The 18,340-nt window shown below is 44.9% G+C and carries 19 protein-coding genes; 18 read left to right on the forward strand and 1 reads right to left on the reverse strand.

What is annotated here, in order from left to right; translation table 11 throughout:
• Nucleotides 1–3: 3 nt before the first annotated feature.
• From ANCC_RS07880 to spo0A (ANCC_RS07950), 15 genes are all read left to right on the forward strand, one after another.
• Entirely contained in the window at nucleotides 4–546 is a 543-nt protein-coding gene (locus ANCC_RS07880) for a hypothetical protein (RefSeq protein WP_006567202.1), read from the forward strand.
• A gap of 3 nt (nucleotides 547–549) precedes the next feature.
• Nucleotides 550–1,119, forward strand: coding sequence for a SpoIIIAH-like family protein (locus tag ANCC_RS07885; protein WP_006567201.1), 570 nt, complete (start codon nucleotides 550–552; stop codon nucleotides 1,117–1,119).
• A 152-nt stretch (nucleotides 1,120–1,271) separates the two neighbouring features.
• Nucleotides 1,272–1,649 (forward strand): Asp23/Gls24 family envelope stress response protein, encoded by a 378-nt coding sequence (locus ANCC_RS07890; protein WP_006567199.1) that lies wholly within the window; start codon nucleotides 1,272–1,274, stop codon nucleotides 1,647–1,649.
• A gap of 62 nt (nucleotides 1,650–1,711) precedes the next feature.
• Nucleotides 1,712–2,107, forward strand: a complete 396-nt coding sequence (gene nusB, locus ANCC_RS07895; protein ID WP_006567198.1) for a transcription antitermination factor NusB — start codon at nucleotides 1,712–1,714, stop codon at nucleotides 2,105–2,107.
• The gene (gene xseA, locus ANCC_RS07900) at nucleotides 2,108–3,316 is read left to right on the forward strand and encodes an exodeoxyribonuclease VII large subunit (protein WP_006567197.1); all 1,209 of its coding nucleotides are present in this window, start codon (nucleotides 2,108–2,110) and stop codon (nucleotides 3,314–3,316) included.
• A gap of 766 nt (nucleotides 3,317–4,082) precedes the next feature.
• Nucleotides 4,083–4,289: an exodeoxyribonuclease VII small subunit gene (xseB, locus tag ANCC_RS07905; RefSeq protein ID WP_006567195.1), complete on the forward strand. Its 207-nt coding sequence runs from the start codon at nucleotides 4,083–4,085 to the stop codon at nucleotides 4,287–4,289.
• Nucleotides 4,282–5,175, forward strand: coding sequence for a polyprenyl synthetase family protein (locus tag ANCC_RS07910; RefSeq protein WP_006567194.1), 894 nt, complete (start codon nucleotides 4,282–4,284; stop codon nucleotides 5,173–5,175). The genes xseB and ANCC_RS07910 overlap by 8 nt, the downstream gene beginning before the upstream one ends.
• Before the next feature lie 43 nt (nucleotides 5,176–5,218).
• Nucleotides 5,219–7,102, forward strand: coding sequence for a 1-deoxy-D-xylulose-5-phosphate synthase (gene dxs, locus ANCC_RS07915; protein ID WP_006567193.1), 1,884 nt, complete (start codon nucleotides 5,219–5,221; stop codon nucleotides 7,100–7,102).
• Nucleotides 7,099–7,914: a TlyA family RNA methyltransferase gene (locus ANCC_RS07920; protein WP_006567192.1), complete on the forward strand. Its 816-nt coding sequence runs from the start codon at nucleotides 7,099–7,101 to the stop codon at nucleotides 7,912–7,914. Before dxs ends, ANCC_RS07920 begins: the two co-directional genes overlap by 4 nt.
• A 16-nt stretch (nucleotides 7,915–7,930) precedes the next feature.
• Complete coding sequence (locus tag ANCC_RS07925) at nucleotides 7,931–8,779, forward strand: NAD(+)/NADH kinase (RefSeq protein WP_006567191.1); 849 nt, start codon at nucleotides 7,931–7,933, stop codon at nucleotides 8,777–8,779.
• Complete coding sequence (argR, locus tag ANCC_RS07930; RefSeq protein WP_006567190.1) at nucleotides 8,776–9,240, forward strand: arginine repressor; 465 nt, start codon at nucleotides 8,776–8,778, stop codon at nucleotides 9,238–9,240. Before ANCC_RS07925 ends, argR begins: the two co-directional genes overlap by 4 nt.
• A 7-nt stretch (nucleotides 9,241–9,247) precedes the next feature.
• Nucleotides 9,248–10,930: a DNA repair protein RecN gene (recN, locus tag ANCC_RS07935; protein ID WP_006567189.1), complete on the forward strand. Its 1,683-nt coding sequence runs from the start codon at nucleotides 9,248–9,250 to the stop codon at nucleotides 10,928–10,930.
• Between the two features lie 101 nt (nucleotides 10,931–11,031).
• Complete coding sequence (gene spoIVB / locus ANCC_RS07940) at nucleotides 11,032–12,249, forward strand: SpoIVB peptidase (protein WP_006567188.1); 1,218 nt, start codon at nucleotides 11,032–11,034, stop codon at nucleotides 12,247–12,249.
• A gap of 110 nt (nucleotides 12,250–12,359) precedes the next feature.
• Nucleotides 12,360–13,178: a sporulation transcription factor Spo0A gene (gene spo0A, locus ANCC_RS07945; RefSeq protein WP_022260673.1), complete on the forward strand. Its 819-nt coding sequence runs from the start codon at nucleotides 12,360–12,362 to the stop codon at nucleotides 13,176–13,178.
• Nucleotides 13,179–13,271: 93 nt separating this feature from the next.
• Complete coding sequence (gene spo0A / locus ANCC_RS07950; protein ID WP_006567186.1) at nucleotides 13,272–14,078, forward strand: sporulation transcription factor Spo0A; 807 nt, start codon at nucleotides 13,272–13,274, stop codon at nucleotides 14,076–14,078.
• Nucleotides 14,079–14,111: 33 nt separating this feature from the next.
• On the opposite strand, the gene ANCC_RS07955 is transcribed toward spo0A (ANCC_RS07950), so the two are convergent.
• Entirely contained in the window at nucleotides 14,112–15,854 is a 1,743-nt protein-coding gene (locus ANCC_RS07955; RefSeq protein ID WP_009289804.1) for an Rqc2 family fibronectin-binding protein, read from the reverse strand.
• A gap of 122 nt (nucleotides 15,855–15,976) precedes the next feature.
• Here ANCC_RS07955 and ANCC_RS07960 point away from each other — a divergent pair, with 122 nt between their 5' ends.
• From ANCC_RS07960 to hisG, 3 genes are all read left to right on the forward strand, one after another.
• Entirely contained in the window at nucleotides 15,977–16,372 is a 396-nt protein-coding gene (locus ANCC_RS07960) for a PH domain-containing protein (protein WP_006567184.1), read from the forward strand.
• 100 nt (nucleotides 16,373–16,472) lie between these two features.
• Entirely contained in the window at nucleotides 16,473–17,684 is a 1,212-nt protein-coding gene (gene hisZ, locus ANCC_RS07965) for an ATP phosphoribosyltransferase regulatory subunit (RefSeq protein ID WP_006567183.1), read from the forward strand.
• Between the two features lies 1 nt (nucleotide 17,685).
• Entirely contained in the window at nucleotides 17,686–18,339 is a 654-nt protein-coding gene (hisG, locus tag ANCC_RS07970) for an ATP phosphoribosyltransferase (protein WP_006567182.1), read from the forward strand.
• Nucleotide 18,340: the final 1 nt, after the last annotated feature.

Here is an 18,340-nt window from a genome sequence, read left to right on the forward strand (position 1 = left end):
TGTATGATGGACAAAAAGGAACTGATCCAAAAAATTGAATCTCTGGGCACAAAGAAAATTGTTTTGATTTTTGTTCTTGGGATTGCCTTGATCGTATTTTCTTTTCCTTCATCAGGGAAGAAAACGGCCAAAAGCACCAAAGACTCAGAAAGCAGTGAGGATGTGTCATCCACGGATGCCTATGTCAAAAAGCAGGAACAACGGCTTGTAGCCGCGTTGAAAAATGTGGAAGGCGTGGGAAAAGTAAAAGTGATGATCACTCTGAAATCTTCAAAGGAGTCAGTCGTCAACAAGGATACACCTTATGAAGAGAGTACAAAAAAGGACGAAAAAGCGGTGAAGGAAGATGAGGAGACCGTTTTAATTGATAAAAACGGGGAGAAGGTCCCTTACATAGTGAAAGAAGTAGAACCTGAAGTGGAAGGAGTTGTAGTGGTCGCACAAGGCGGAGGAAGCGATATTGTCAACCAGAATATCGTCGATGCGGTGAGTGTGTTGTTTCACATTTCATCTTATAAAATAAAGGTGTTAAAAATGGAGGACTAGGAAATGAAGAAAATCGTGAAAAAAAATCAGTTAATCATCACAACTCTGGCTGTTATTATAGCGGTCGCGGGCTATGTAAATTATACGGGTCAGTACATCACTACAACGAAGGACAAAGCAAAGACGGTCAGCAATACGGCAAAAAATGCCTCTCAGAGCCAGGCAAAAGATGACATCACAGATGTGGGGGAAGCGGTGCTCACGAATGCCCAGGTGGGAAATTATGTGGCAAAGGCGAAGCTTGAGAGAGAACAGACCCACAGCAAGGCAAAGGACACTTTGGAAGAAATCATCAAAGACAAAACAGTCAAAGACAGTGTAAAACAGGATGCAGTAGATAAGCTTGCTACGCTGGCAGAGCAGATGGAGATGGAGACAGCTACCGAAAACCTGCTGGGCGCCAAGGGGTTTTTGAATTCCATCGTGACCATTCAAAATGGAAACGTGGATGTCCTGGTGAACCTGAAAGATGTCTCCAAAGTGGAGAGAAGCCAGATTGAAGATATTGTCACGAGAAAGACCGGATGCAAGCTGGAAAATGTCGTGATCACATCCATAAAAACAGAAGATTAAAGGTTTTGTGTGTAAATTCCGGGGACAGGGATTTGCACACTTTCTTTTTTCTTGCATAACATCGATAACTTTTGGTATAATTAACATACTGTATATGAAGAATCATAAAACAGAAGAAAAAGTTTTTAGAAGCAATCAGCAGGAGGCTTTTTATGGAAAATAAAAGTAGTGGTTATAAGATTCACGAAAAAGGGATGCTCGGAGAAGTAAAGATCGCAGATGAAGTGATCGCGATCATCGCAGGGCTTGCAGCGACAGAAGTCAAAGGCGTGGCAGGTATGTGCGGCAATATAACGAATGAGCTTGTGAGCAAACTCGGTATGAAGAACCTTTCCAAGGGTGTGCGTGTTATCGTTGAGGGAAGTCATGTCAGTGTTGATCTGGCCATCGAACTGGACTATGGAGTCAGCATTGCACAGATTTCAAAGAAAGTACAGGAAAAGGTTAAGACAGCCATAGAGAATATGACAGGCCTGACCATCGACGAAGTCAACGTAAGAATTGCCGGCGTAGCGCTGGAAGAAGAATAATCAAAAGATGCGGAGCTGTGAAAAGCAGTTCCGTTCTTACTGTGTAGAGAAAGGACCGTAAGATGACAAGGAGTAAATTAAGAGAGCAGATGTTCCGTCTGTGCTTTTCCATCGATTTTCACACAAGCGAGGAGTTTGAAGCGCAGGCAGACCTGTATTTTTCAAATAATGATTTTTTCAGGAACAAAGAGAAAGACTACATAAAGACAAGGACTCTCGATATGCTTTCCCGTCTTGAAGAAATCGATCAAAAGATCAATGAAAACAGCAAAGGCTGGGATATTAAGAGACTGGGGAAAGCCGAGCTTACGATCTTAAGAATTGCAGTTTATGAAATAATGTTTGATGAGGATATCCCGGATAAAGTGGCGATCAACGAGGCAGTAGAACTTTCAAAGACTTACTGTAACGAAAAGGCTGCCTCATTTATCAATGGGATCTTGGGAAAGATTGGTTAAATGAACAAAGTATTTTCAGTGGCGCAGATCAATGCGTATATCAAAAGAATCTTTCAGAGCGATTATGCCCTGAACCGGATTTATATCAAGGGAGAAGTCTCAAACTGCAAATACCATTCTTCCGGTCATATCTATTTTTCATTAAAGGATGATAAAAGCCAGATTTCCTGTGTGATGTTTGCCAATCAGAGGATCAGCGGGCTGGATTTTGAGATGGAAAACGGACAGACGGTCATTGTTTCGGGAAGCATCAGTGTGTTTGAGAGAAACGGAACCTATCAGCTTTATGCCAACGAAATTTCTCTGGACGGCATCGGACGGCTCTATGTGGAGTTTGAGAAGCTGAAGGAGAAACTTTACAGGGAAGGTTTATTCGATCACGAAAAGAAAAAGCCGATTCCCCAAAATCCGAAAACCATCGGCATCGTGACGGCGAAGACAGGAGCCGCCATCCACGATATTATGAGTGTTGCAAAGCGGAGAAACCCGTATATACAGCTGGTGCTGTATCCGGCACAGGTTCAGGGTGACGGGGCGGCAGAGACGATTGTGAGAGGTATTGAGACACTGGACCGCTATGGAGTTGATACGATCATCATCGGCCGCGGAGGCGGATCGATTGAGGATCTCTGGGCATTCAACGAAGAGAAGGTTGCCAGGGCCATTTATGCAGCCAAAACGCCGATCATCTCCGGGACAGGCCATGAGGTGGATACGACCATCGCAGACTATGCGGCAGATTTAAGGGCAGCCACACCCACGGCGGCGTGTGAACTTGCAGTTCCGGATCTTAGGGAGACACTGGATGCGATTGACGCAAGGAAAAGAAGCCTTTCTGTACAGATCCGCCACATTCTGCGGAATTATGAACTTCGTCTGGAACAGTACAGCGGAAAACTGCGCAGGTTTGATCCCAAGCTTCAATTACAGGAGCAGAGAATGACGCTCGCGGAACTGGAAGACCGCCTGACAAAGAGGATGGATTATCTGCGAAACCGCTATCAGCATCGGCTGGAACTATATGCACAGCGCCTGCACGGACTTTCTCCTACGGCAAAACTGATTGGAGGATATGGATATCTGTCGGATCAGTCCGGACAGCCGGTTTTATCGACGGCTCAGATATCTGAAGGGGATGAAGTGCAGATTACCATCTCTGACGGGTCTATAAAAACAAAAGTAACACAAGTTATACCGAGAGAAAAATAAAGAACAAAGTGGGCTTGCCTATTTTGTATTTTACAGATGCTTAGTTTTCCCAACCTCATGAACCAAAAAACGTCGGAGAACCGCTTAAAATGGGAGTCAGGAGGCGATTTTAAAGGTGATTTAGAAAAACAAACAATCGGTTGGTAAAAAATCAAAGAAACGTTGATTTCATCAGGAAAACTGACTATAATAAAAACAAGAAACGGCGTAAAAACGTTGGATAAACAGTAACAAGTGTTGTATTGAAATGAAGAAAATAGAAGTGGGGTATATCCCTGTTATGAGGATAAACAGTAACAAGTGTTGTATTGAAATTATGTACTCATAAGCACCACCCACTTTCGCAAGACTCCGATAAACAGTAACAAGAGTTGTAAAGTTTTTCTGTTTTACAGAATGTATTATAAAACAGGAAATTAGTAGATTATTATTAGAATACATAAGATGAGAAGACGGGGAGATTTATCCTGTCTTTTCTTTTGCTCTCCGATCAACAGGACAGATTTCGAAAGATTCCTATTCAGCACGTAAAATACCTCATTCCAGTCATAAAGAAGCCGGACGTAATATCTACTGGAGATAATGTCTGATGGAGCAGGCTGCTTAGAGACAAAAGGTGCCATTTGCGATAGTTTTTCTCCATTGTGGGAAGGAGGTCTTTTCAGAGCCGACTGGAGATACTGGAGAAAAACTCAAGGGTTTCATTTCAAACCAAATATGATATAATGAAGAAAATATTTTTGGAAAGGAAATCAGGTTGTAACTTATGGCAAAAAAGAAGTTTAGTATTGATGAGGGATTCAGCCAGTTAGACGATATATTAAAGAATTTAGAGCAGGAGGACATAAAGCTTGCCGATGCGGTAGAACTTTATACAAAAGGAGTCTCCACTTTAAAAGAATGCAAGGATTCTCTGGACCAGGTGGAAAAAGAGCTGATTATATTAGAACAAAACGGAGAGAACAATGAATGAGTTTGATCAGGAACTTAAAAAGCGCATAAGTCATATTGAGAAAATTCTGGATCATTATCTTCCGAAACCGGAAGGTTTTCAGAAAACAGTGCTGAAGGCGATGAACACAACGGTAAAAGCCGGAGGAAAACGGCTGAGACCGATGCTGATGGAAGAAACCTACAAGATGTTTGGGGGAAAAGAAAAAGTGATTGAGCCCTTTATGGCTGCGATCGAGATGATCCATACCTATTCCCTGATCCATGACGATCTTCCTGCTCTGGACAACGACGATTACAGAAGAGGGCAGAAGACGTGTCATATCGTCTACGGAGAAGACATGGCAATTCTCGCCGGAGATGCTCTGCTGAACTACGCATTTGAGACTGCTTCCTCCGCGTTTGCTTTAGAGGATGCAGATCTTCCCAAGGTGGCAGAAGCCATTCGGATTCTTGCCCGGAAACCGGGTATCTACGGAATGATCGGAGGACAGGCGGCAGACGTGGAACTGGAGGGCACTGTGCTTTCGATGGAGCAGATCATGTTTATCCACCACAACAAAACGTCTGCTTTGATTGAAGCGTGCATGATGATCGGGGCGGTGCTTGCCGGTGCATCACCAGAAGACGTAAAAGCCATGGAAGAATGCGGGCGAAAGATCGGTCTTGCCTTTCAGATCCAGGATGACATCCTCGATATCACAGGACAGGAGGAAGTCATCGGAAAACCGGTGGGAAGCGATGAGAAAAATCAGAAGACCACATACGTTTCGATCAAAGGACTGGAGCAGGCTGGGAAAGATGTTGAGAGGATCTCACTGGAGGCAGTGGAGATTCTGAGAACCTATGATACATCCGACGGTTATCTCACAGGTCTGGCAGAATACCTGATTCACAGAACCTGCTAGACTGCAAGGAGTATGTATAAAAAGGACTGCCAAAGGAGTAGACATGTTAGAACAGATCAATCATCCCAATGATATAAAAAAAATAGAAAGAAAAGATTACCGGCTTTTAGCCAAAGAGATTCGGAAATTCCTGCTGATGAATGTCAGCAGAACAGGAGGCCACCTGGCTTCTAACCTGGGGGCAGTGGAGCTTACAATGGCACTTCACACGGTTCTGGATTTTCCGAAAGATCAGCTGGTGTTTGATGTGGGACATCAGTCGTATGTCCACAAGATTTTGACAGGAAGAAAAGACGGCTTTGCATCACTGAGGCAGTTCCACGGCATGAGCGGGTTTCCGAAACCCACGGAGAGTGACTGTGATGCGTTCCACAGCGGACACAGTTCAACCTCCATCGGCGTTGCCCTGGGACTGGCACAGGCCAGGGATTTAAAAGGAACAGATGAAACAATCGTGGCAGTGCTTGGCGACGGAGCGCTTTCAGGAGGCATGGCCTATGAAGCGCTGAATAACATGGCAAGGCTTCGGGAAGAAAAGAGAAAACTAATCGTCATTCTCAATGACAACAAGATGTCTATCTCAGAAAATGTAGGAGGTATGTCCGGCTATCTGAATAAAGTTCGGTCCAAAAAAGAATATGTAGATTTTAAGGGAAACGTAGAGAAATCACTGATGCAGATCCCGGTCGTCGGAGAGCCGATCGCCAAAGGACTGAAACGTTCCAAAGATTCCATCAAGCAGCTGTTCGTTCCGGGCATGATGTTTGAGGATATGGGAATCACTTATATCGGCCCTATCGACGGGCATAATACTCCTCTTCTGATCGATACCTTCGAGAGGGCAAAACAGCTGGATGAGCCGATCATTATTCATGTTGTCACGAAGAAGGGAAAGGGTTACCGCTATGCGGAAAAGGAACCGGCCAGATTTCATGGGGTCGGGCCTTTCTCTGTGCGCACGGGGAAAAATCTGCCCGCGCAGTCTTCCGGGGGGCCTTCCTACACAGATATATTTGCAGATACTGTGACGGAACTTGCAAAAAAAGATGAAACGATCACGGCAGTCACGGCTGCGATGCCGGAGGGAACCGGGCTTGAACGATTCAAGGAACAGTTTCCGGAGCGGTTCTTTGACGTGGGTATCGCAGAACAGCATGCCATAGCGTTCTGTGCGGGAATGGCGGCCAAAGGTCTCAAACCGGCAGCAGCTGTTTATTCCACATTTCTTCAGAGAGCTTATGACCAGATTCTTCATGATGCGGCGATCGGAAGACTGACGATGCTGATCGGAGTAGACCGTTCCGGGCTCGTAGGAGCCGACGGAGAGACACATCAGGGTATTTTTGATGTGTCCTATCTGTCGTCGATACCCAATGTCACGGTCATGGCACCGGTCAACGGCAGAGAGTTAAAAGAAATGGTGACCTATGCCCTCACAAAAGGAGAAGGTCCCATGGCAGTAAAATACGCGAGAGGAACTGCTTCCACATTGTTTGAAGACGAACTTACGCCGATTTTGAGGGGAAAAGGCAGTATTCTCAGACAAGGCAGTGAGATCGCGCTCCTCCCCCTTGGCAATCTGATGGAGGAAGGGGCGGCTGTCTGTGAAAATCTCGTAAAGGAAGGATTTAAACCGACACTCGTGAATCCTAGATTTGTGAAGCCTCTGGATGAAGAACTGATTTGTTCTCTTATGAAAAACCACCGCCTGATCGTTACGATGGAAGAGGGCGTGTTAAACGGCGGATTCGGACAGCAGGTAACACAGATTCTGGCAAATCATGATTATAAGGGCAGGGTCCGGAATATCGGAATTGACGACCGGTTTGTGGAACACGGTTCTGTAAAACAGCTGAGGAAGATGCTTGGCATCGACAGTGATTCGATGACAGAAAAAATCAAAGCTTGGATTGGAGATAAAGGATGAAAGAACGATTAGATGTCCTGCTGGTGAAAAAGGGGCTGGCGGCATCCAGGGAAAAGGCGAAGGCGATCATCATGTCAGGTGTGGTTTTTGTAGACGGACAGAGGGAAGACAAGGCCGGTACTATGGTCAAAGAAGAACTTCCCATCGAAATAAAAGGAAAGACCTTAAAGTATGTCAGCCGGGGAGGGCTGAAGCTCGAAAAGGCAATGAAACAGTTCAATATTCAGCTTACGGACAGGGTATGCATGGATGTTGGAGCGTCCACTGGAGGTTTTACCCACTGCATGCTCTTAAACGGTGCCAAAAAGGTATATTCTGTTGACGTGGGGCATGGACAGCTGGACTGGGGCCTGAGGAATGATGAGAGGGTCGTGTGCATGGAGAGAACAAACATGCGCTACGTGACACCGGAAGACATAGAGGAGCCAGCGGGTTTTGTTTCCATCGATGTGTCTTTTATCTCTCTGACCAAAATTCTTCCGGCCGTCTACGGAATTTTGGAAAACGGCGGGGAGGTAACCGCCCTGATCAAACCGCAGTTTGAAGCAGGCAGAGAAAAGGTCGGGAAAAAAGGCGTTGTGAGAGATCCGGCCGTTCACGGGGAAGTCATAGAAAAAATCACGGATTTTGCAAGCAGCAATGGATTTGAACTGTTACATCTTGATTACTCTCCGATCAAAGGTCCGGAGGGAAACATCGAATATCTCCTTCATATGAAGAAGACTGAAGAAAAGCAGCACGAGAACAACCTGAGAGAAGAGATACCGAAAGTGGTAGCGGCATCTCACGGTGATCTGGAGAAGATAAAATAGCAGAAGAAGGAAGACAATGAAGAATTTTTTGATTATGACCAATGAAGAGAAAGACCCGGGATTTTCCACTTCCAACAAGATAAGGGAGTATATTGAATCAAAAGGCGGAGCCGCTTTTTTGAGAAAAGATTTTACGGAAGATACCCAGTCCTATTCCAATATTCCCGGGGAAGTGGAATGTGTCATTGTACTCGGCGGAGACGGAACCATGCTGCATGCATCCCGCCTCATAGCACCTCATGATCTCCCGGTGGTGGGAGTGAATCTGGGCACCCTGGGATTTTTAACGGAAATTGAAATGTCTCATCTGTCGGAGGGGATTGATGATCTTCTCAATGACCGTTTTCATATCGAGGAGCGGATGATGCTGGAGGGATGTATTTTCCACCGCGACATATCATGTTACAGACTGTCTGCTCTCAACGACATCGTTATCACGAGAAGCGGTTTTTCAAGAATCATTTCATTTAAGATCATTGTCAACGGAGAACTTTTAGATGTGTATGCGGCAGACGGAGTCATTATCTCAACGCCTACCGGGTCCACGGGCTATAATCTCTCCGCAGGAGGCCCGATTGTAAATCCGGAGGCAAATGTTATTCTGATCACACCGGTCTGTCCCCATTCTCTCCAGGCAAAGAGCATTGTCCTTGGCGAGTGGGATACCATTGAGATCCATATCCAGAAGGTCAGAAAAACACAGCTTGAGGAAGCACTTGTAACCTTCGACGGCCAGGTGGCAGAGCGGCTGAATCCGGGAGATATCATAAAGATTCATAAATCCCGGAAAGTTGCGAAGGTTGTCAAGGTTCAGGAAAATAGTTTTTATCATACGCTTCGGGTGAAAGTTGGTGGAAAAGCATGAAAAAAAAGAGACAGCAGGCGATCATCGAACTGATCACAAAGCAGCCGGTCGAGACACAGGAAGAATTGACCAGCCTGCTGAATGACCAGGGATTCAGCACGACCCAGGCGACGGTTTCCAGGGACATCAGGGAACTGGAGCTTACGAAGATTCCTCTGCCGGACGGAAGGCAGGCATACGGGCTTTTAAGTGCGAGGGAAAAAGAGGTGGCAAAGTCCTATCAGAGAATTTTAAATGATGCCATTGTTTCCATGGAGACATCCGGGAATCTGCTGGTCATTAAGACAGCATCAGGTATGGCGATGGCCTGCGCCGCGGCGCTGGATGATCTGGATCTTCCCGGACTCATGGGGTCCATCGCCGGAGACGACACGATTTTTTGTGCCGTAAGAGAACAGGAAAACGGCAGTGATGTCATCAGGGAGATCCGTCTGATGATGGAGAGCACAAGTGATAAGTAGGTGAACTATGTTACAGAGTCTGCATGTAAAAAATCTAGCTTTGATTGACGAGATCGAGATTCATTTTGATGAGCACTTAAACATACTGACCGGTGAGACGGGGGCGGGAAAGTCAATCATCATCGGCTCTATTGAAAGTGCCCTTGGAAAGAAGGTTTCCAGGGATATGATCAGGCCGGGGAGCAGTGAGGCGCTGATCGAGCTCTTGTTTTACACGGAAGATGAAGAAATTTTAAATGATCTGAAACAAAGGGATCTTCCCGCAGAAGACGGCATGATCCTTGTCAGGAGGGTGATATCGGAGAAGCGGAATGTAAACCGCATCAATGACTGTACGGTGACGTTAAAGACCCTTCAGGAGGTCTCAGAAAGGCTCATGAACCTTCATGGACAGCAGGAACACCAGTCACTTTTAAATGAAAAAAATCACAAATCAATTTTAGACCATTTTTTAAGCCAAAATGGGAAACAATATAAGAAAGACACAAAGGAAGCATTTGAGGCACTTCAGAAACTTCTGAACCGCAGAGGCGACTTTGAGACAGATGAAGCCCAGAGACTCCGGGAGATGAGTTTTTTAAAACACGAGATTCAGGAAATAGAGGATGCTCATCCCGTAAAAAATGAAGATGAACTTCTGGAAGAAGCATATCAAAAAATGATGCACAGCCAGGAGATTATGGAGGGCGTGAAAAAGGCTTATGAATGTACCGGAAACGAATCTGAGGTTTCCGTGGGAACTCTGCTCTCAAGCGCCTTAAAAGAGATTCAGGGGATTGTGAACCTGGATTCCGGGCTGACAGATTCCTATGAGCAGCTGCTTCAGGCAGAAGATATTATCAATGGATTTAATCAGCAGATTTCAGATTATATGTCGTTGATGGAATTTGATCCTCAGGAGTTTTCCGAAACAGAAGACAGATTAAATCTCATAAACGGACTGAAAGAAAAGTATGGAAGAACCATTGAGGATGTCTTAAACTACAGGCAGCAGGCCGAGGAGAAGCTTTTAATCTATGAACACTATGAGGAAGAAAAAAAGTGTCTCATGGGAAATATATCCAAAGCCGAAAAGACATTTTATCAGGCGGCCGAAAAGCTTTCAAAAGAGCGGAAAAAAGCCGCAAAAATATTGGAACAGCAGATTTTTAAGGCGCTCTCAGAGCTTAATTTTCTCTCTGTCCGCTTTCAGATTCAGGTATCGGCGGCAGAAGGAGTTCATGCCGACGGGACTGACAAGGTATCCTTTATGATCTCCACGAATCCCGGACTTCCGGTGAGACCTATCGCGGATGTGGCATCCGGAGGAGAACTTTCAAGGATCATGCTTGCAGTGAAATCTGTCCTTGCGGATGTGGACCGTGTGGGAACGTTGATTTTTGACGAAATCGACACGGGAATCAGCGGGGAGACGGCCAACAAAGTGGCCAGAAAAATGGCTGTCATCGCAAAAGACCATCAGGTACTGGCGATCACACATCTTCCTCAGATTGCGGCCATGGCGGATTCACACTACTATATTGAAAAACGTGCAGACAGGAAGAAGACGACAACGACCATACAAAAACTTACAGAGGCGGATTCTCTCAGGGAATTAAGCCGCATGATCAACGGAGACGACATTACGGAGGCCGTTTTAAAAAATTCAGAAGAAATGAAAAGTTTAGCAAATGACGCAAAATTATACTGAGTGCTTTTCCATGGTTTCAGACATAATAAAAAGGATGTATCACATAACAGGATACGTCCTTTTTTAAATCATTTTTGATTTAATCTGTTTAGGAGGAAACCATGAGAAAATACTATTACCGCAAAATTCTCATTGCTCTGTTTGTCATAAACATCGTTGGAATCTGCGCCGTTTATTTCAAATACTGCAGAAATGTACTGCCCAACGCCATCGAACTGACGATGGGAGAGAAAGCCTGTCTCAAATACGACGTTCCGGCCGTGGGAATGGTCAAGGATCAGAAGATCAAACTGAACCAGCCGTTCGTGCTGACCAAAGATTCGGTGGGGCAGGATGAGATCAAAGCAAAGCTGTTCGGCGCCATACCTTTAAAAGACATTAAGGTGAATGTCGTCAAACAGAAAACATTGGTGCCAAGCGGAAAGATTGTCGGCATCTATGTAGAAACCAATGGGATCCTTGTGCTGGAAACAGATATGATCACCGGAGTGGACGGAGGAAACCATTCCCCAAGCTCCAATAAACTGTATCAGGGTGACTATATTCTGTCAGTGAACGGTTCAAAGGTTGAAACAAAGGTTGATTTTATGAAAAAGATCAACGAATGCAATGGAAAGGAAGTTACCCTGGAAGTGATCCGGAACCATAAAAAAACAAAGATCAAAGTTAAGCCTGTGCAGTCTGTCACAGACAGCCAGTACAAGATCGGCGCCTGGGTCAGAGATAATACACAGGGCATCGGAACTATGACTTATGTGGCCGGAACCGAATTCGGAGGCTTAGGACATGGTATCTGTGATATGGATACCGGAAAGCTGATGGACATCAAGGGCGGATACCTGCTGACTCCGCAGATTGACACGATCCAGAAGGGGAAATCAGGATCTCCGGGAGAGATTGTAGGAAGCATTTTTTACAAGGAGGCAAATCTTCTGGGAACCATCCGCAAGAATACCAAATACGGCATTTACGGTACGACTCAGTCGGATAAGAAAGACAAGGCTTACCGAATCGGCTATAAACAGTCGGTGAAGAAAGGCAAAGCGCAGATCATAAGCTGCATCAGCGGCAGGAGAGAGACTTATGACATTGAAATCAAAAGTGTGGATCAATCCAACCATGATGTGCTGAAAGGGATGGAGATTGAGATTACAGATCCAAAACTTTTAAAGCTGACGAATGGTATCGTTCAGGGAATGAGCGGGACTCCTATCATTCAGAATAACCACATTATAGGTGCAGTGACCCATGTGTTTGTGGATGATTCGACAAAAGGGTACGCAACCTTCATTGAAAACATGCTGAATTCCTCTAAATAAGATGATTTTGCTGTTATTTACAAAAAACTTGCGAAGGATAAGGGGTGTTTGTAAAGTTTGCAAAAATATATAATTATATTGTAAATAAAAACAGAATCGGAGGACTTAACATGAGCAAAATTAATGTGGCAATCGCGGATGATAATCAGAAAATGGTCAGTATGATGACTCAGCTTTTAAACTTAGATCAGGAGATCGAGGTCATCGGAAGTGCCGGCAACGGGGAAGCAGCCGTGGAGATTATCAAAGAGAAAAAGCCGGACGTTGTTCTTTTGGATATTATCATGCCGAAGCTTGACGGAATCGGGGTTTTGGAAAAGCTTCGTGATGAGAGACTTGAAAAACAGCCGACGGTGATTATGGTGACTGCCATGGGTCAGGAAAGTGTTGCCGAAGAAGCGATGGAGCTGGGTGCATCTTATTTTATCCTAAAACCATTTGATTCGGAAATGGTAATCCGAAAAATAAAACAAGCAAAATTAGACAAAAAAGTACAGAAGCCTTTTGTCGCATTAAAGGAGCAGGAAGGTCTGAATAAGAACCAGCTGGAGATCATTATCACAAACATTATCCATGAAATAGGTGTGCCGGCTCACATTAAGGGTTATCAATATTTGAGAGATTCCATCATGCTGGCCATCTACGACATGGATATTCTGAACTCCATCACGAAACAACTATATCCAACAATTGCCAAACAGTTTGGTACTACATCTAGTAGAGTGGAACGGGCGATCCGCCATGCCATCGAGGTAGCCTGGGGACGCGGGAAAATGGATACGATTGATGCGCTGTTCGGATATACGGTCCATGCAGGGAAAGGGAAACCGACAAATTCAGAATTTATTGCACTGATTGCAGATAAAATCAGACTTGAATACGGAGATCGAATCGTGTCGCAAAAAATGTCTGAAAATGATGGAAGATAGTAAATATTGTTTGATTATGCGATTGACAAAGGGGAATATGCTTGATATATTTCTCTCTTAGAATGGTTAGATTTGGATGGAGGGGTATACATAATGTATGATAAACGGAAAATTTTGATCGCCGTCAGCAGTCAAAATGAGGCTAAAGAACTTTGCAGAGAAATGGAGAATGAAATGCAGGTAGTGGGAGTGGCTTATGACGGTGCTTCCGCAGTAAAGCTGATTAAGGAACATGAGCCCGATGTGGTAGTGATCGATATTGTACTTCCGGTTTTAGACGGACTGGGTGTAATCGAACAGTGCAACGGGACGATGGACGACGACAAGATACCTTCTTTTATTGCAATTACCTCCATCGGCAATCAGAGACTGATCGAGTGTATCAGCCTTATGGGTGTCGACTACTGTATGATGAAGCCGTTTCATACGAATGTCTTAATGGACAGAATTAATCAGATGATGAGAATGAAAAGAGTAAATAATAACTTCCAAAAGACATTTGAGGTGAAAAGCGAGCCGGTCAAAAAAACGTTTACAGAATATGATATCCAGAAAGATGTGACAAAGATCATCAGAGATCTGGGAATTCCTGCTCATATCAAAGGATATCAGTACATTAGGGAAGGCATCATCATGGCGATTCATGATGTCAACATGATGAATTACATAACAAAGCTGCTATACCCAACAATTGCACAAAAATATAAAACAACTTCCAGCAGTGTGGAAAGAGCGATCCGCCACGCCATAGAAGTGGCATGGAGCAGAGGAAAGATCGAACTGCTGGAAGAGATGTTCGGATATACGATCAGTGCCGGCAAAGGGAAGCCGACCAATTCTGAATTTATAGCGCTGATCGCAGATAAACTCAGGCTGGAATATCACATGAACGCCTCTTAAACCAAGAGGAAAACCGCCAGAATGCTTTTTCGGTTACTGTTCTTTGATGCCTGAGATATCCGGGACGCACATCATAGAATAATTCGTATGGTAAATGACAAATCCAGGCTTTGCTTTCGGCGGTTTTTTCAATTCCTTTCTCTGTATATAGTCGACTTCTACTTTTGGTGCCTGACGGCCGCTGGAATAAAAAGCGGCAAGCCGCCCGGCCTCTTCAAAAGTAGCATCCGGCAGAGTGTCCGCCTGCTCTTTTTTCACGATGACATGAGAGCCAGGCATATTTTTTGCGTGAAACCACCAGTCGCCGCCGTTGGCAAATTTAAATGTCAGTTCATCGTTCTGATAATTATTTTTGCCTACATACATATGAAATCCATCAGAGGATACAAAGTGAAGAGGTTTTGATTTTGCCGGTTTTTTCGTTCCCTTAGAACCGCGCTTTTTCAAATATCCATAATCTGAGAGTTCCTGTTTGATGGAGGAAAGATCCTGTTCGTTCTCTGCAAGATTCAGGGAAGACGCGATTGATTCCAGATGCATCAGGTCATCTTTTGTCTCAACCGTAAGTTCGGAGAGGGCTTCATAGGTCCGTTTCAGCTTATTATATCTGGCAAAGTACTTCTGTGCGTTCTCCTGAGGAGTCTTGACAGGGTCAAGGGGGATGGTGACTTCTTTATTGGTGTAATAGTTCAGGCATTTGAGGGATTTGGATTCAGGTTCAAGACCGTATCCATATGCCTGAATTAATTCTCCATATATCTTATACTGATCTCTTTTCTCCGTATCGAGCAGCTGTTTTCTCTGCAGATCATATTTTTTGCTCGTGCGTTCGATGGAAGTCTGGACAATTTTTCTAAGGTCGGCAGACTTCTGTTTCATTCTTGTATATTTTTCCTTCTCAGAGTAATAGATGACCAGAACATCGCTGATGGATGGAAAGACTTTCACTTCATAAGACGTCTTATAAGACGTCATCGGAAAACAGGAAAATTCTTTCGGCTCCCCGTTTTGATAAATGATATTGGGCACATATTCGTGCTTTTCAACGGAAACCGCCAGCTTTTTCAGCTGGGAGTAGAGACCGGAGCACTGGTCCTGAGTCAGGGCATCTGTAGACTGATTGCCGTCGACTCCGGCGCGGTAGCAGATTTCATTTGCCAAAAACGAGCTCATGCCCGTGATGGATGAATAAAGTGCCTTGGTGACCGGTACGGGTTTTGGCTTGATTCCGGTTAAAAAGTCTTCTAGAGTCAGAGAATCTATATCCTTTTTGTGCTGTGTGGGAGGCATAGAGTAAGTCATGCCGGGCAGGACCTCCCGCTTGGAGCTCACGTTGGCTCCCACGTGTCTTATGCTGTCGAGGATCATTCCATCCTGTCCCACGAAGATTAAATTGCTGTGCTTGCCCATCAGTTCGATGATCAGTTTCTTTTGGCAGACATCTCCCAATTCGTCCAGATGTTCCACTGTGATCTCAATGATTCTCTCATAGCCCGGCTGTTCTACGGAGATGATACGCCCGCTGCCCAGATGCTTCCGAAGCAGCATACAAAAGTTGGGGGCCTGTATCGGGTTCTGTTTGCCCTGGTTCGAAAGATAGACGATCGGCAGGCTCGGACTGGCAGAAAGATGGAGCCTTAGATTTTCCCGGTTCTGTTTGATCACAAGGGTGATTTCATCGGCCTCGGGCTGATAAATTTTATAAATTCTTCCGTTTAATATTTTTTCGTTTAGTTCGTTTACGATATTTGAAATGACAAATCCGTCAAATGCCATAGCTGCACCTCCATTTTTTAGTCAATCGTATTATATCACGCCGCGCCCTGTTTTGGTTGATTTTTTGCCGTTAATACAGGTATAATGGAAAGGTAATTTTCAGAATATGGAGGACCGAGCCAATGATAGATGAACAAAATAAAACATGGTCAGACCGCAGTCATCTGCTGTGGTGGCCGATTACCTTTACAAAATACAGAGTTGAGAACCAAAGATTATATACGCAGACCGGACTTTTGTCAACACATGAGGAAGAATGCCTTTTATACAGAATTATGGATGTCTCCTATGAGAGAACTTTCGGAAACCGAATCTTTGGCACCGGAACGATCCGCCTTACCACAAAGGATGCCTCAAATCCGGTGATCGAGCTTAAAAATATTGCTGATTCCAGAAGGGTAAAGGATCTCCTGAGCCGGTGGATCGAGGAAGAACGGATCGCCAAACGGGTTGTGGGACGGGATATGTACGGCGCAAGCAGCCATATGGAGGAAGATTTTACAGACAGAGATATGTAAAACGGTTGACAACGAAAAGACAGACTGGTATGATAACTAAAGTATTTAGCATGGTAGCGAATTATCACTTTAGTGTATTAAAGTAAAAAGGAGAAGAATTATGAATCAGAAGAGGGTCCATACGCCGGAAGGAGTAAGGGATATATACGGATTGGAATGTAAAAAAAGACTCAGGTTAAAGGACAAATTAAATCATGTCTTTGCCCTCTACGGTTACGAGAATATCATTACCCCAACTTTTGAATTTTTCGATATCTTTAACAGTGAGAAAGGAACCGTTTCCTCCAAGGAGATGTACAAATTTTTTGACCGGGAGGGAAATACCCTGGTCCTTAGGCCGGACATCACGCCTTCTGTGGCGAGGTGCGTGGCAAAGTATTATGACAGTGAGGAACGGAACCTGCGGTTTGCCTATACCGGAAATGTCTTTTTGAATAATTCCAGCTATCAGCTGAAATTAAAGGAAACCTGCCAGATGGGCGCAGAGCTCATCAATGATCCTTCCAGTCACGGAGACGGAGAGATCATCGCCATGGCGCTGGACTGCTGCCTGAACGCAGGGCTGAAAGATTTTCGGCTGACCATCGGCCAGGTCGAGTATTTCCAGGGACTTGTAGAGTGCATAGAAGATGAAGACGTAAAAGAGCAGTTAAGAGAGCTGATCATTAATAAAAATTTCTTCGGACTGATCGAATTTGTCGAAAGCCTTGACATTCCCCAGGCTGTAAAAGATGTTTTTATCCAGTTCAATGAGCTCAACGGCGATGTGGACATCTTAGATAAGGCCGATGCCCTTGTGTCCAATGAGACATCAAAGAGAGCCATCCGGAAGCTGAGAAAGGTGTACCGGATGCTTCAGGTATATGGGCTGGAGCAGTACATAAGCTTTGATCTGGGCATGTTAAGCCGCCACAATTACTACACCGGGGTTATTTTTAAAGCCTATACTTACGGAACCGGAGACGCGGTTTTAAAAGGGGGCCGCTATGACAACCTGATCGAACAGTTTGGAAAGAAAGCTCCGTCCATCGGATTTGCCATCGTGCTGGACAGTCTGATGATGGCTATGGAGCGCCAGAAGATCGAAATGGAGGCCGATTCCACAGACATGCTGATCATCTATGAGGAGGCCGCTATGGAAGCCGCCATTCCGGCAGCTGCGGGCTATCGGAAAAAAGGAAAAGCAGTCATACTGGAAAAGAAGGACAGAAACCTGGAAGAGTATATAGCAATGGCTTCGGATCAGTCGATCGGATGTGTTTTATATTATGAAACCGGGGATAGCGTCAGGGATTTAACGAAAGGGCAGTGAGATGAGATATATAACATTTGCATTGGCAAAGGGTAGACTTGCCAAGAAGACATTATCTTTGCTGGAACAGATAGGGATTACCTGCGAAGAGATGAAAGATGAAAAGACAAGAAAACTGATTTTTGTAAACGAAGATCTGAAGCTGAAGTTTTTCCTCTCCAAGGCCAGCGACGTGCCCACTTACGTGGAGTACGGGGCGGCAGACATCGGGGTGGTCGGAAAGGATACGATCCTGGAAGAAGGACGGAATCTTTATGAGGTGCTGGACCTGGGATTCGGCAAATGCAGGATGTGCGTGTGCGGACCAAAGGAAGCCAAAAAGTATTTAAACGGCAGTCAGCTGATCCGGGTGGCATCCAAATATCCGAATATCGCGAAAGAGTATTTCTATAATAAAAAACTCCAGACCGTGGAGATCGTAAAGCTCAACGGTTCCGTAGAGCTGGCGCCGATCGTGGGTCTCTCAGAGGTTATCGTGGATATCGTGGAGACAGGTTCTACGCTGAGAGAGAATGGTCTGGAAGTATTGGAAGAGATCTGCCCGCTTTCCGCAAGGATGGTCGTGAACCAGGTCAGCCAGAGAATGGAGCAGGAGCGGATCAGTAAAATTGTGACTGCATTAAAGAAGTTGTTAGACGAGAAGAAACAGGGGTAGT

The organism is Anaerostipes caccae L1-92 (assembly GCF_014467075.1).
GTDB lineage: Bacteria > Bacillota > Clostridia > Lachnospirales > Lachnospiraceae > Anaerostipes > Anaerostipes caccae.